This is a genomic window from uncultured Allobosea sp. (assembly GCF_945957345.1).
Classification (GTDB): domain Bacteria; phylum Pseudomonadota; class Alphaproteobacteria; order Rhizobiales; family Beijerinckiaceae; genus Allobosea.
The window spans coordinates 83,498-97,302 of record NZ_CAMFKW010000015.1 but is presented as its reverse complement, the minus strand read 5'-3'; the positions used below and the strand labels follow the sequence as shown (position 1 = coordinate 97,302).

The 13,805-nt window shown below is 61.6% G+C and carries 12 protein-coding genes and 2 pseudogenes; 10 read left to right on the top strand and 4 right to left on the bottom strand.

Going from position 1 to position 13,805, the window contains the following annotated elements; genetic code table 11:
• The 8 genes and pseudogenes from Q0Q36_RS10100 to Q0Q36_RS10065 all read left to right on the top strand — a co-directional run.
• Nucleotides 1–647 (top strand): cytochrome bc complex cytochrome b subunit (locus tag Q0Q36_RS10100; RefSeq protein WP_367187169.1); only part of this gene is annotated, 647 nt, incomplete at its 5' end.
• A gap of 7 nt (nt 648–654) precedes the next feature.
• Complete coding sequence (locus Q0Q36_RS10095) at nt 655–1,533, top strand: cytochrome c1 (RefSeq protein ID WP_293797832.1); 879 nt, start codon at nt 655–657, stop codon at nt 1,531–1,533.
• A 353-nt stretch (nt 1,534–1,886) separates the two neighbouring features.
• Nucleotides 1,887–2,765 carry an S-methyl-5'-thioadenosine phosphorylase gene (locus Q0Q36_RS10090; protein WP_293797831.1) on the top strand — a complete coding sequence of 293 codons (879 nt, stop codon included), beginning with the start codon at nt 1,887–1,889 and terminating at the stop codon, nt 2,763–2,765.
• 71 nt (nt 2,766–2,836) lie between these two features.
• Entirely contained in the window at nt 2,837–3,364 is a 528-nt protein-coding gene (locus Q0Q36_RS10085; protein ID WP_257731306.1) for an adenine phosphoribosyltransferase, read from the top strand.
• Nucleotides 3,365–3,371: 7 nt separating this feature from the next.
• Nucleotides 3,372–4,481, top strand: a complete 1,110-nt coding sequence (mtnA, locus tag Q0Q36_RS10080) for an S-methyl-5-thioribose-1-phosphate isomerase (protein WP_293797829.1) — start codon at nt 3,372–3,374, stop codon at nt 4,479–4,481.
• Nucleotides 4,478–5,122 carry a class II aldolase/adducin family protein gene (locus Q0Q36_RS10075; RefSeq protein WP_293797827.1) on the top strand — a complete coding sequence of 215 codons (645 nt, stop codon included), beginning with the start codon at nt 4,478–4,480 and terminating at the stop codon, nt 5,120–5,122. The genes mtnA and Q0Q36_RS10075 overlap by 4 nt, the downstream gene beginning before the upstream one ends.
• Nucleotides 5,123–5,231: 109 nt before the next feature.
• Complete coding sequence (locus Q0Q36_RS10070; protein WP_293797825.1) at nt 5,232–6,584, top strand: chloride channel protein; 1,353 nt, start codon at nt 5,232–5,234, stop codon at nt 6,582–6,584.
• Between the two features lie 98 nt (nt 6,585–6,682).
• Nucleotides 6,683–7,188: pseudogene (locus tag Q0Q36_RS10065) on the top strand (transposase); the annotation flags it as partial.
• 200 nt (nt 7,189–7,388) lie between these two features.
• Here Q0Q36_RS10065 and Q0Q36_RS10060 read toward each other — a convergent pair.
• On the bottom strand, nt 7,389–8,168 hold the full coding sequence (locus tag Q0Q36_RS10060; RefSeq protein ID WP_293797824.1) for a hypothetical protein: 780 nt from the start codon (nt 8,166–8,168) through the stop codon (nt 7,389–7,391).
• Nucleotides 8,169–8,208: 40 nt separating this feature from the next.
• Entirely contained in the window at nt 8,209–10,191 is a 1,983-nt protein-coding gene (locus Q0Q36_RS10055) for a caspase family protein (protein WP_293797823.1), read from the bottom strand.
• Between the two features lie 333 nt (nt 10,192–10,524).
• Here Q0Q36_RS10055 and Q0Q36_RS10050 point away from each other — a divergent pair, with 333 nt between their 5' ends.
• Nucleotides 10,525–11,022, top strand: coding sequence for a hypothetical protein (locus Q0Q36_RS10050; protein WP_293797822.1), 498 nt, complete (start codon nt 10,525–10,527; stop codon nt 11,020–11,022).
• A 307-nt stretch (nt 11,023–11,329) separates the two neighbouring features.
• Here Q0Q36_RS10050 and Q0Q36_RS10045 read toward each other — a convergent pair whose 3' ends face one another.
• On the bottom strand, nt 11,330–11,791 hold the full coding sequence (locus Q0Q36_RS10045) for a YccF family protein (RefSeq protein ID WP_293797821.1): 462 nt from the start codon (nt 11,789–11,791) through the stop codon (nt 11,330–11,332).
• Between the two features lie 633 nt (nt 11,792–12,424).
• Between Q0Q36_RS10045 and Q0Q36_RS10040 the strand changes: the two are divergent.
• Nucleotides 12,425–12,708 (top strand): annotated as a pseudogene (locus Q0Q36_RS10040) (helix-turn-helix domain-containing protein).
• Nucleotides 12,709–12,791: 83 nt separating this feature from the next.
• On the opposite strand, the gene Q0Q36_RS10035 reads toward Q0Q36_RS10040, so the two are convergent.
• Nucleotides 12,792–13,805: a MaoC family dehydratase gene (locus Q0Q36_RS10035; protein ID WP_293797820.1), complete on the bottom strand. Its 1,014-nt coding sequence runs from the start codon at nt 13,803–13,805 to the stop codon at nt 12,792–12,794.

Genomic DNA, 13,805 nt, shown 5'->3' with positions numbered 1-13,805 from the left:
GGGCGCTGCATGTCGTCGGCCAGAACAACCCGACCGGCGTCGAGGTGAAGAACGTGCAGAAGGACACCGTGCCGTTCACGCCCTATGCGACCGTCAAGGACATCCTCGGCATGGTCGTGTTCATGATCCTGTTCTCCTGGTTCGTGTTCTATCAGCCGAACTTCATGGGCCATGCCGACAACTATATCCCGGCCAACCCCGCCGCGACGCCGGCCCATATCGTCCCGGAATGGTACTTCCTGCCGTTCTACGCGATCCTGCGCGCCATCCCCGACAAGCTCGGCGGCGTCATCGCCATGGGCTCGGCCATCGTCGTGCTCGCCTTCCTGCCCTGGATCGACACCTCCAAGGTCAAGTCGATGAGCTATCGGCCGATCGCGCGCCAGCTGTTCTGGGCTTTCGTCGTGGTCTGCATCGGCCTGGGTTATCTCGGCGCCATGCCGGCGGAAGGCGGCTACGTCGTCGCCTCGCAGATCTTCACCGTGCTGTATTTCGGCTTCTTCGTCGCGCTGTTCGTCGTCGGGCTGTTCGAGCGCCCGAAGGCACTGCCGACCTCGATCGCCGACGCCGTGCTCGCTTCCGCCAATGGCGGATCGGCCGCCCGCGTCGCGACCGCCACCGCTGCCGAACCGAACGTCAAGGGCTGACGGAACCATGAGCAGAACATCGTTTCGTCTCGCCCTGACCGGGCTCGCCGCCGGCCTCTCGCTGACGCTCTTCCAGCCGGCCGTTCAGGCTGCCGAGGGCGGTCCCAAGCCGCCGCAGCTGAGCTGGTCGTTCTCCGGGCCGTTCGGCAAGTTCGACCGGGCCCAGCTGCAGCGCGGCTTCAAGGTCTACAAGGAAGTTTGCGCGAGCTGCCATGGCGCGAGCCTCGTCGCCTTCCGCAACCTGGCGCAGCCCGGCGGTCCCGAGTTCACGCCCGGCCAGGTCGCCGCGCTCGCCGCGACCTATCAGATCAAGGACGGCCCGAACGACCAGGGCGAGATGTTCGACCGGCCGGGTCGGCCGGCGGATCGCTTCCCGTCGCCGTTCCCGAACGAGCAGGCGGCCCGTGCGGCCCAGGGTGGCGCCTATCCGCCGGACTTCTCGGTCCTGGCCAAGGCGCGCACCTATACCCGCGGTTTCCCGACCTTCATCTTCGATATCTTCACGCAATATCAGGAGCAGGGGCCGGACTATATCCACGCCCTGATGACCGGCTACGAAGAGCCGCCAGCCGGCGTCACGCTCCTGCCGGGGCAGAACTACAACCAGTACATGCCCGGCCACCTGATCGCGATGCCGAAGCCGCTTTCCGACGGCCAGATCGAGTACCCGAAGGGGCCGGACGGTAAAGCGCCGGTGCCGGAGACCGTCGACCAGTATGCCCGCGACGTCGCCGCCTTCATGATGTGGATGGCTGAGCCGCACCTGGAAGCGCGTAAGCGCCTTGGCATGCAGGTGATGATCTTCCTCGTGATCTTCGCCGGGCTGCTCTACTACACCAAGAAGAAGGTGTGGTCGCGCATGCCGGATGGCTCGCCGGCCCACTGAGGCAGGCCGGATATCGTTATGGAAAAGGCCCCGGTGACGGGGCCTTTTTTGTTGTCGGGCCGTAGCGGTGATGAGCGTGACGCGGCTTCCGAAAAAGATGCGGACGGCGCGGGGAACCTCTCTCCTGTAAGGAGGGGGGCAGGGGTGAGGTGTAGGCTGTTGGATCAGTTTGCGGTGCTATGACCGCGGCAGGCGATCAGGTCGCAGCCAAAGCGTCCAACGGCCGACCTCACCCCGCCCTCTCCCTCCGGGAGAGGGTTCCCCGCGCTGTCCGCATGTCGGGCGGCAACTGGCACCGTATTGCGACCGTCATCGAAAGGTGGTCCTTTTCGCGCCGAAACAGGGAATCGACCATGAGCGAAGCTGTTCTCGGAATCATCGGCGGATCGGGCATCTACGATCTGCCGGGCCTCAGCGACCTGCGCGAAGAGCGCATCGAAAGTCCCTGGGGCGAGCCTTCGGACGTGCTGCGCATCGGCCGGATGGGCGAGACCAAGATCGTCTTCCTGCCTCGTCATGGGCGCGGCCATTCGATCCCGCCTTCCGAGATCAACTACCGCGCCAATGTCGACGTGCTGAAGCGGGCGGGCGTGACCGATCTCGTCTCGCTCTCGGCCTGCGGCTCCTACAAGGCCGAGCTCTACCCCGGCCTGTTCGTGCTGGTCGACCAGTTCGTCGACCGGACGAGCCGGCGCGAGAACTCCTTCTTCGGCCGGGGCTGCGTCGCCCATGTCTCCGTCGCCCAGCCGGTTGGGCCCGCCTTGCAGGCGCGGATCGCTGCGGCTGCCGAGGCGGAGGACCTGCCCTTCGTCCGCGGCGGCACGCTGGTGACGATGGAAGGCCCGCAATTCTCGACCTATGCGGAATCCATGACCTATCGTGGGCTCGGCTACGATCTGATCGGCATGACCGCGATGCCGGAGGCCAAGCTCGCCCGCGAAGCCGAGATCACTTATGCGACCGTCGCGATGGTCACCGACTACGACTGCTGGCACGAACTGCACGGCGCGGTCGACGTGGCCTCGGTCATCGCCGTGCTGCACGAGAATGCGGACAAGGCGCGACGCCTCGTGGCGCGGCTCGCCGCCGATTTTCCCGCGGAGCGCGAGCCATGTCCGGCTGGCTCTCACAACGCGCTCGACAATGCCATCGTGACCGCGCCGGCTTATCGCGATCCGGCCCTGCTGGCGAAGCTCGATGCCGTCGCCGGGCGCGTGCTCAAGCTCGCGTGATGACGGTGCCCTTGACGAAGCCGGCTCGGCGTCCGACCAAGGCGTCGGCTCCAGCTCCCGAGGCGGTTTCCATGAACCTTGCCGACAGCATCCGCGCGATCCCGGATTATCCCCGGCCCGGTATCGTCTTTCGCGACATCACGACGCTGCTCGGCGATGCCCGGGCCTTTCGCCGCGCCGTGGACGAGCTGGTGCAGCCCTTCGCCGGGCTGAAGATTGCCAAGATCGCGGGCATCGAGGCGCGCGGCTTCATTCTGGGCGGCGCTGTCGCGCACCAGCTCTCGGCCGGGTTCATCCCCGTGCGCAAGAAGGGCAAGCTGCCGCTGGAGACGCTGCGCGCGACCTATGCGCTGGAATACGGCACGGACGAGATCGAGATCCATCGCGACGCGGTGCAGCCGGGCGAGCGTGTCCTGCTGGTCGACGACCTCGTCGCGACCGGCGGCACCGCGGAGGCGGCGGTCAACCTGCTTGCCGGGCTAGGCGCCGAGGTCGTGGCGGCCTGCTTCATCGTCGATCTCCCGGAGCTCGGTGGCGCCGACAAGATTCGGCGGCTCGGCGTGCCCGTGCGCACGCTGGTTTCCTTTGCGGGCGATTGAACGGCGGATGAAGATCAACGGCCAGCCTTACCGGACGATCTGGCTCGCGCAGGATGGCTGGCGCGTCGTCGTGATCGACCAGACGCGCCTTCCTTTCCGCTTCGAGACCGTGGCGCTGGGCTCGATCGAGCAGGCGGCGGACGCGATCCGCAGCATGGTCGTGCGCGGTGCCCCGCTGATCGGCGCGACCGCGGCCTATGGCGTGGCGCTGGCGATGCGGGTGGATGCGTCGGACGCGGCATTGCAGGCCGCGCTCACTCTGCTCGGCGCGACGCGGCCGACCGCCGTCAATCTGCACTGGGCGCTGGCGCGGATGCGCGGCGCTCTCGTGAGCCTGCCGCCGGAGGCGCGCACTGATGCGGCCTATGCGGAAGCAGCCGCGATCTGCGAGGAGGACGTCGCCTTGTGCCGGGCGATCGGCGAGCATGGTCTGCCTGTCATCGCGGAGATCGCTGCGCGCAAGTCTGCCGGTGCACCGGTCAACATCCTCACCCATTGCAATGCCGGCTGGCTCGCGACGGTGGACTGGGGCACGGCGCTGGCGCCGATCTATCTGGCGCATGATGCCGGCATATCTGTTCATGTCTGGGTCGATGAGACCCGGCCACGCAATCAGGGCGCGGCGCTGACGGCCTATGAGCTCGGCTCCCATGGCGTGCCGCATACCGTGATCGCCGACAATGCCGGCGGCCACCTGATGCAGCACGGGCAGGTCGACATGGTGATCGTCGGCACCGACAGGACGACGGCGACCGGCGACGTCGCCAACAAGATCGGAACCTATCTCAAGGCGCTCGCCGCCCATGACAATGGCGTGCCCTTCTATGTCGCGCTGCCCTCGCCGACGATCGACTGGAGCATACGCGACGGCCTCGCCGGTATCCCGATCGAGGAGCGCGCGGCGCGCGAGGTTACGCATCTCTCCGGCCTCGCCGATGACGGCGAGGTCCGGTCCGTCCGCGTCGTCGCGCCGGGTAGCGGCGCGGCGAACCCCGCTTTCGACGTGACGCCGGCACGGCTCGTCTCGGGTCTCGTCACCGAGCGCGGCGTCTGTGCAGCCAGCACTGACGGGCTGGCGCACCTCTTCCCCGATCTTGCGAACAAGGGCGCGGCATGACCGAAATGGAACTCCGACAGGAGATCGTCGCGGTCGCGCAGGCGATCGATCGGGCCGGGTTCTGCCCGTCGAAATCAGGCAATGTCTCGGCGCGTTTCGGCGATGGCCTGCTGATCACCCCGTCAGGCCTGCCCTATGTGCAGACGAAGCCGGAAGACCTGATCCATCTCGGGCTCGACGGCACCCTCCGGAACGGCGGCCGCAAGCCGTCCTCGGAATGGCCCTTCCATGTCGCGATCTATCAGGCGAGGCCGGACGCGCAGGCGATCGTGCACACGCATTCGCCGCGCGCCACCGCGCTGTCCTGCACGCGGCGCGGCATCCCGGCCTTCCATTACATGATCGCGCTCTGCGGCGGCGCCGATGTGCGCTGCGCCGAGTACGCTACCTTCGGCACGCCGGAACTTGCCGAGAATGCCGTGAAGGCGCTGGAGGGGCGCAAGGCGGTACTGCTCGCCAACCATGGCGTGATCGCGCTCGGCCAGACGCTCGCAGGCGCGCATACGATCGTCGCCGAGGTCGAGAACCTCGCCGGACAATATCTCGACATCCTCGCGGCGGGGATCGAGCCGGTTATCCTCGACGCAGCCGAAATGGAGCGCGTCGGCGCCAAATTTGCCGGCTACGGCAAGGTCGGTTGAACCGGCCGCTTACCGACATCGGCGATCTGCGCTGCCTAGGGGTGGCAAGCGTGCCTGCTGCTGGTAGAGCGGAGCCCTACGGTTGGAGCCTGTCGCGAAGGCCAGTGCGATGAACCAGCGTGCCGCCAGAATCCCCCTGCTCAGGCGCTCCCGCGCCTTGGCGATCACACCACGCTTCTGGAAGCAGCGTTTGGTCTTCTGGGCGGGCGCGCTGGCGATCGGCATCGTCAGTGCCGCCTTCGCATGGCTCGCCGACGAGGCGCAGGCGCTGTTCGGCGCAGCCTTCCGGCATGAGGGGTGGCTTCGATACGCTCCCCTGCTGGCCACCCCGGCCGGATTTGCTCTCTGTGCCTGGATCGCCTTCCGTTTCGTTCCGGCTTCTCAGGGAAGCGGCATTCCCCAGGCAATCGCGGCGCGTCACCTGCGCGACGACACGGAGCGCGCTGGCTTTCTGTCGCTACGGATCGCAGCCGGCAAGATTGTCCTGACGGTACTTGGGTTGCTCTGCGGTGCCTCGATCGGCCGTGAAGGGCCGACCGTACAGGTCGGCGCTTCGATCATGCTGCAGGCGGCACGCTGGGGCGGCATGGCGCAGGCGCGCGGACTGATCCTCGCGGGTTCGGCAGCCGGCATCGCGGCCGCCTTCAACACGCCGCTCGCAGGCATCGTTTTCGCCATCGAGGAAATGAGCAAGACCTATCAGGCGCGGACCAACGGCATCGTCCTGTCGGCGGTGATCATCGCGGGCATTGCCGCGATCGCGCTCGTCGGCAACTACACCTATTTCGGGGTGGTTGCGATCGCTGCGGAGGTGAAGCGGGACTGGCTGCTGGTCGTGATCTGCGGCGTGGCCGGCGGTGCGCTAGGCGCCGGGTTCAGCAGCGCGATGGTCTCCCTGACGCGCCGCATCCGCCGCCTGCGTGCCGCGACGCCGCTCGTCCGGGTGCTCGCCATCGCCGCGGGCGCGGGGCTCCTGGTCGCGCTGGTCGGCATTCTGACCGGAGGCATGACCTTCGGAACCGGCTATGCGGAAGCGCGTAGCGCCATCGAAGGCACGCCGCTTCCGGCAACCTTCTTCCTGGGCAAGCTGGTTGCGACGCTCGCTTCCTCGCTCTCCGGTATACCGGGCGGATTGTTCGCGCCTTCGCTGTCGGTCGGTGCCGGACTGGGCAGCACCATCGGCAGCCTGCTGGGATCACCGATCGGACTTGCCGCGGTTCTCGGCATGGCCGCCTATTTCTCCGGCGTCGTGCAGGCGCCGATGACGGCCTTTGTCATCATCGTGGAGATGACGGGAAACCACGAGAACGTGCTGGCGCTGATGGCTGTGTCGATGTTGGGCTATGGAACGGCGCGGCTGGTGTCGCGAGAGCCGCTCTATCATGCCCTGTCGCGCCTGTTCATCGCGGACATGCTGCGCCGGCGCCGCGCGCGCGAGGCCGCCGAGCGGACTGGGGCGTGATCCTTAGTGATCTGAGCTGATTTGAGTCCTTAAAGCTGGATCGCTTTGGGTTAGAGTTTTCCGCGTCGTTTCCCATGGGCTGGGAGCAGCGGAAGACGATGAAGGATTCGAAGGTCTCGGACGCGCAGAAGGCGTTCATTCTGAAGCAGGGCGCGGACGGGTTTCCGGTGGCGGAGATCTGCCGGCGGGCCGGGATCAGCCAGGCGACCTATTTCAGCTGGAAGAAGAAGCACGAGGGGCTGCTGCCGGCCGAGATGCGCCGGCTGAAGCAGCTCGAGGACGAGAACGCGAAACTGCGCAAGCTGGTCGCCGATCTCGCGCTGGACCGTGAGATGCTGCAAGACGTCATCCGCCGACCCGAAGGGCCGCGCGGAGCAGCGAACCTCTGAGGCCTGGTCGCAAGCGCGAGCTTGTCGGCGCGATCTGTGGCGAGTGCAGGTGTCGATCCGGCGGGCCTGTGCGGTCCCGGAGTTCGACACGGCGAGCTATCGCTACAAATCGTGCCGGCCCGACCAGGCCCCCTTGGCAGCCCGGATCAAGGCGATCTGCGAGACTAAGCGTTCGCTATGGCTATCGCCGTGTCGACGTGCTGCTGCGGCGCGAGGCCTGCCGCTTCATGCAATGTCGCGTCATTCCCTTTGTCTTCGCCTAAGAATGTAGGCGAAGATAGTAGTCTTTCGAGATCCGAAGCGTGGGCCTGAACTCAGCCGAGTTGTCCGATCCATATCCAAGCTCGGGCCTGCGCTGGCCCGGCTTAGCCCTGCTCGATTGATTGCAACCGTCTCGTCCAAAATCAACAGGCAATCAAGGTACAGACAGGGATTTGAATTCTGGTATATCGCACTCAACTACGAGTATTTCCAATTTTTTAATTTTGTTTTCGATGGCTGAAAGTGTATGAATTATCGTCATTATTGCGCTTGATTCTCCATTATTATGAAGATAATTATCATTGTTCTCTTCAAAAATTTCGTAAATCTTGAAAGCATAATCATTTATTTCTTTAATTGTTTTAATTATCTTGGATGCTGGAATATTTCCTGTTTCTGTGGCTATTTTTTCGGCTATATATAGATGTTGATCTATAGAGTATTTCGCTATCTTTCTTTCATTGATGCTTCCGGAGAGTGCGTCCTTAATGAGGTCTGATCGCTTAAGCACTTCGTTCGTCGCGATTTCTGCTTCTTTTGGCAGCAGTTTCGATCCAAATTTTACTATAGATTTTGCTTTATCGTAGCCCGTGTGGTTCTCAAATCGACTCTGTATATAATTACTAGTCGCCGATATGACCTTGACCTCTGGGCGCCAGATTTCTACAGAACTAAGGATAACGTTAGATGTAGCTTTCACAAATTTTGCAGAGACCAGCATTCGGCCCCAAAATCGTTCATCTTTCTGCGCCGATCTCGCGTCGTTTAATGATTGCTGAAGTGATCTCCTGAGTTCTTTAAGGATGTCAAGGCGACCTTGAGCCATTGCGCAACTAAGGCCGGACTGCAAAGAATGTCGTTCGACAGAAAGTTGAATTTCTGTTTTGGATTTATGTTTTTTAGATAGCCCATGATGATTATGTTGTAAGTTCATGGACTTAACCTTTCAATTCTACATTCCGAATAGTTTTGAATCACTCACAGAAGGACTGGCCATTGAAGTTGAAACAGCGACCCCGGCCAGTTGCGCCCGTATTGGATGCTGGCTTGCGGGTTCTTGATCGGATATCTGATCCCCTTATGCGCTCGGCATCATTGACCGATGCTCGCCTCACGGCCGGGTCCGTGACACAGCGTGCCTGAGCATCGAGTTTTTGTCCCCGCGGACAAGCCTTGGCCACGCACCGCCCGTCTTTGGCGACCTCCCGCGCTCCGCACTTCATTGGGCACACCCGGGAACCACGCGCTTTCAGCAGCTCCAAGAAGGAGCCTGTTGGTTTTGCCGGAACGTCGACGCGTGCAGCCCGTCCGAATTCCTTGAGCGCCCGACGTGTCGGTTCGCTGTCCCATGAGAGGTCGACCGAACCGACGTAGCAGCCGACACGGTCGAGCTCGCTGGTTATGCTTCTCGCCAACCCAACGGTATCAGATGGCATGGTCAAGATGTCGGCAGCAGCCGGTAGGTTCGCGACCTGGTTCGATGGGGCGGACGGCTGCGGCTCCGACTTCTGTTCACGGGTCGATGCCTCGCTCCGCGCGCGCTCCATGCGACGTAGCTCTTCTGTAGCCTTTCGACGCTCCGCTTCGAGGGCTGCCGTCAGCTCGGCGCGCTCACGCTCCGCCGCCTCTCGCATTTCTTCCTCTGACTTGAAGCGAGCAGCCAGTTCGGCACTCGCGCGGCGGTTCTCCTCTTCGAGTTTGGCCAGCCGTTCGGAGATTAGGCGATCCGCCGCAGATTTCTGTCTGAGGGCTTCTGCCGCAGCAGCTCTCAGCCGCTCCGCCTCAATCGATGCCAGTCTATCCCTCTCCTGAAGCTGTTGTTTGCGATCAGCGTCGTCTTTGGATCGTCGCGCCTGCTCATCCGAGCGGGCGTCGAGTTCGGCCTTGGCTTTTCGATTATCGGCTTCGAGCTGAGCGATACGTCCGCTAAATCGTCGCTCCTGTTCGATTCGCTGACGGCTTGCCTCCTCCTCGGCCGCCTTGCGGGCTGTCGCTTGCTCGGCCGCTAAACGGTCCCGTTCCTTCTTCTCGCGGGCGAGCCTATCGCTCTCCTCTTGGCGTGCGGCATCAGCTGATGCGGCCGCCCGTTTGCGCTCTTCCTCGTATCGTGCGAGCTGGCCGCGGAGCTCTTCTTCGCGGCGCGAACGCTCGATGACGTCGATCCTGGCTCTGGCTGCGTCAGTCAGATAGCTCTTGGGGAAGCGTGTGAGAAATGATTGCAAGGCTGGCAGATCGGCGCTGTCACGGAGCCGGGCCCATGCCTGGATATCGGTTTCGGAGCGGTTGAAGTAGAAATCGCCGAGCAGGGAAATCGACAGCTCGGGGGTTTGCCGACCTCCGGTCCGTTGATTGACGCCGACCGCGACCTTTCGGAATAGCTGACCGATTTCAAGGCCCGGCTCTTTGAGCTGCTCCACAAATGACGCGGTAAAGGGGCTGTTTCGGCCCTGGCCATCCGCAGCCGTTTCGTTAGCTTGCGTGGCGTAGGCAATGACCATGCCTTCGCTCTGCGGCATTCGAGCCAATCCACGGCTCATGGAAATGTCTCGGGACTTTCCGGTTCGGGCAATGCGATCCGCGATTGGATTGTTTCGGCAGGCGTCCAGGATCAGGATGCGGACGCCCGTCGTGTGGTTCAAAGCCTCGGTGACGTCCGCGACGCGCGTGAGCTCATAGGGGATTCCGAACTCATCGCTTGGAGCGCTATCCACTGAGAGCAGATAATTTTCTCCCCGAAATTGCAGTCCGTGACCGGCGTAATAGAATAAGGCGACATCAGCTTCGTTGGCGGCCCGGGCAAATCGACCGAGCGCTTCTCCCATCCCGCGGCGGTCGAGGTTTTTGCCTTCGATAACCTCGAAGCCATCCTCTCGCAGCGCCGCAGAAACATCTTCGGCATCGTTTTGGGGGTTAGGCAGTTGCGGTACAGTGCGGTAGGCCGAATTGCCGATGACCAAGGCAACGCGGCGTCCTCCCGGCTCCTCAGCAACTGCTAGTCGCCCGTAAAAGAAGACGCCTAAGCTGCAAAACAGCAATGCTGAATATCTCAAGTATGCGAGCACAGAGCGTCTCCCCGACGGACCGCTGGTCGCGGATAAGCCATTCAAATACACCCTATTGCATGCCTTTAGGACATGGAAGAAAATCTATGGCATCCAGGTTAGCCGTGAACGCTCTTTCGGTGCGCGCGGTCCGTTTGACGTGAGAATTCCTCTCTTGACGACCTCGCATCGGAGTTGCCAATTTTCAGCAATGTATATCGGCGAATATATATCATTGCGGAGACCAAAATGATGATGAGACGTATTCTGCTTGGATTATCGCTCGCTATCTGCGTAGTCGGGCAGACAAGCGCTCAGACGCCTGGATTTTCCGCGCTGGAAGGGCGCTCTATTGTTTCAGATTACGAGGAAGAAGTATTAAGCAAGCGCTCTGGAAGCTTCAATAATAAATGGCATGATGAGCTCTATTTCTCAACTAAGGGGCGTATATTTCATCGACTTTCGATGGATAACGGCCGACGCGGCGATCATCGAAATCGGGATAGCGTCAGCGAAGAGGATGGATCCAATGATGGCCAGGGTGCCGCCTTTCGCTGGATCGGGAACGGCGTGATGAGAGAATGGACCAATCGTAGGGGGATTCGCCTTCGGCAATCGATTTTGGTCTATCCGTCTGCCGATGGATATTCCTGTAAGGCATCGGTTGAGCGAAACGGGAGATCGGGCAATGCGCGGGTCATTCGCGAAAATTGTCGCGTGGTTTTAGGGAATGTTCTGTCAAAATAGCGGCGACCGCCTGGTTCTGTTCAACCTTGCTCCCAGACTGATCGGTCGTAGAGTCCCACGCACCATAGAAGGCTGTAATCATTGGCGGTTCCGGCAGAGCTTATTAATCTTTAACTGTCTGGGCGACAAACATGCCAACGCTTCTGGTACGCAGCTTCGCCGTTTGGCCCGTAATACCAATTAAGCCTTTCCAATTCCGTGCCGGGTGATTGGCTCAATGTGGCTGTCGGAAAGAGAGCGCCCAAAGCGATTGCGAACAGGCCCGCTAGCGCAACATGTTTTAGCCTCATGATAGCGGCTTTTCTCCCTACGCTATCCGCGGTCCGCGCAGCTTCTTGAACTGCTCTTCGGCTGCATGCTGTCGCGCCACCGCTGCCAGCTCTCGGGAAACGACGCGTCTGCCGACCGGCCAAAAGGACAAGCCCGCGAGCTTGAACGATTGGATTCCGAAGGGAATGCCGATGATGGTTAGGCAGTTGATGATGCCGGCGATGATGTAAGAGATGAAGAGGATAAGCCCAAACGTGCAGGCCCACACAACGTTGGCAATGAAGCCGAGGGTGCCGGTGGCGCCCGTCGTGAGAGTGAGGCCCTTTCCGTCCAACTCTCGGATGTGAACGACATCCTTTCCAAACGGAAAGGCAGACATCTTTGCCATTTCCAGCGCGGCGCGTGAGAGCGGCAGGCCTACAATCGAAATAGCAAAGACAACCGCTCCAATGAGCCAAATTAGGCCCGTAATCGCACCACCGAGCACGAACCAGATCACGTTACCCGCAAACCTCATAATTCCCCCCAAGGGTCGGCTCTCAATTCTGGAATATCGCTCAATCCTTTTTTGCGGATTCCCGCTTTTTGCAACCGCCAAATTTGTAAACTAACGCGACCCCGGCGCGATCTGAGAGTCAATCGGAACTGTATTGAGTGGCGTCAAATTTCAACATGATCACGTTGAATCGGAACACGGTCGATTCGAATTCCCTGTTTGTCTTGCATACCAACTACGACCCGGAAAAATCCCGGCCACATCCGTAATCTTCAACAGAGAGTGTTTCGTCGTCGACCTCTATCAGGCGTTTGCCGTTCCATGCGGAGTTGGTGCTTTTGCCTGAGTTTTGGATGAGGAATGCCTTGTCAGCAGTATCAACTCCGAGTTCCCATTTCTGATGCTCTCGAATGTAGACGTGATATGCGGCTTGCTTGGCCGTTCATATGACGTTTACATTTGGCTCGGCCGCGATTGCATAGGATTGAAGCTGAGTGACGCCCACGCACATCGCGAGTGCCAAACGAGTACTGAAGACCCTCAACGCTGTGTCTCCTAGCCGTCGATGCCGCCGTAACCCGTATTACCAATTATAACTGGTGATCGAGCCCGCCGGAAATTACCAGCTGTGAGCGCATGGACATGCGCAAGCTGGTCGGAGAGAATTTTGCGCGACTACGGCAAGAGCGCGACCTGCCTCAGGAGCAGGTCGAGAGGCGCTCCGGCTTCAGCTAATGGTACATCAGCAGCCTTGAGCGCGGTCGACGAACCCGACGATCATCTCGCTCTACGAGCTGGCCAATGCCATTGGCGTGCGGGTGCCCGACCTGATAGCTGACGATGCTGTTTCAGCCAACGAATCGGGGCCCTCAGATGAGGCCGAAGCAGCGCATGCAGGCCCGGAAACCAAGCGTGATTGAATCTTCCGGTTCGTAGCTGCTGCGTAGATTTCCGAGAATTGGAATCCGCTTATCGCGTTATATGACATTGATTTCAAAGGGGTTTATCTCGGTCTCCGCTCGACGAACACGCAGCCGTCGAAGCTGAAGACCTCTTCGTCGTTCTGGTTCACGCCGGTGTTGCGGTGGAAAAACAGGCCCCATTGCGGCCGCGAGGCGCTCTCGCGCTTATCCACGACCTCGGAGCGATAGGTGATCCGGTCTCCGGCGAAGACCGGCTTCGTCCAGCGCAGATTCTTGAAACCGGGGGAGGGACCAAGGCGGGCAACGCGGTCCGGCGCCGCGGCGATCTGGCTCTTGCGGTGCTGGACCATGCAGGCCATCCAGACGGCCGCCGTGTGCCAGCCCGAGGCGGCAAGCCGGCCGAAGGAGCTGTTGCGTGCCGCCGCCTCGTCCATGTGGAAGGGCTGGGGATCGAAGCTGCGGGCGAAGGCGACGATCTCATCCGCCGTAAAGACGAAGCTGCCGAGTTCGTGGCTCTCGCCGACCGAGAGCTCCTCGAAGAAGCGCGTCGGTCCCGGCGGCTCTGTGGGCGCTTCCAGCGGGCTTTCGACGGCCGGGCGCTCGTAGATCGGCGCATGGTCGAGCCAAGGACCGGCCGGATGCTTGCCGATATCCGAACCCTTACGGCCGAACATGATCCAGTTGGTTTGCTCCAGGATCGGTTCGTCGCGCTGATTGAGGAGTTCGAGCCGGAAGCGAACGAGGCCCATTTCGGGGCGGGAGCGCGAGGCCTTGCTTTCCAGAACAGTGCGGCGGGCACTGACGCTGTCGCCTGGCAGGAGAGGGCGCAGCCACTTCACCTCGTCGATGCCCGGCGCGCCCATGCTGGCGGCGTCGAGCAGGAAATCCTCCGCCAGCAGGCGCATCAGCAGCGAGCAGCTATGCCAGCCCGAGCCGATCAGGCGGCCGACGAAGCTCGTCCTGGCGGCCTCCGGATCGACATGGAAATCCTGCGCGTCATAGCGCGAGGCGAAGGCGACGATGTCGTCCTGCGAGACGTCGAGGCTGCGCGAACGTGCGCTCTGGCCCGGAACGAAATCCTCGAAATACGACAT

Coding starts and splice junctions, on each gene's coding strand:
- Q0Q36_RS10070 (WP_293797825.1), top strand. CDS start 5,232: ATGAACCAGCGTGCCGCCAGAATCCCCCTGCTCAGGCGCTCCCGCGCC.
- mtnA (WP_293797829.1), top strand. CDS start 3,372: ATGAAGATCAACGGCCAGCCTTACCGGACGATCTGGCTCGCGCAGGAT.
- Q0Q36_RS10090 (WP_293797831.1), top strand. CDS start 1,887: ATGAGCGAAGCTGTTCTCGGAATCATCGGCGGATCGGGCATCTACGAT.
- Q0Q36_RS10060 (WP_293797824.1), bottom strand. CDS start 8,168: ATGAACTTACAACATAATCATCATGGGCTATCTAAAAAACATAAATCC.
- Q0Q36_RS10095 (WP_293797832.1), top strand. CDS start 655: ATGAGCAGAACATCGTTTCGTCTCGCCCTGACCGGGCTCGCCGCCGGC.
- Q0Q36_RS10085 (WP_257731306.1), top strand. CDS start 2,837: ATGAACCTTGCCGACAGCATCCGCGCGATCCCGGATTATCCCCGGCCC.
- Q0Q36_RS10035 (WP_293797820.1), bottom strand. CDS start 13,805: ATGTCGTATTTCGAGGATTTCGTTCCGGGCCAGAGCGCACGTTCGCGC.
- Q0Q36_RS10075 (WP_293797827.1), top strand. CDS start 4,478: ATGACCGAAATGGAACTCCGACAGGAGATCGTCGCGGTCGCGCAGGCG.
- Q0Q36_RS10050 (WP_293797822.1), top strand. CDS start 10,525: ATGATGATGAGACGTATTCTGCTTGGATTATCGCTCGCTATCTGCGTA.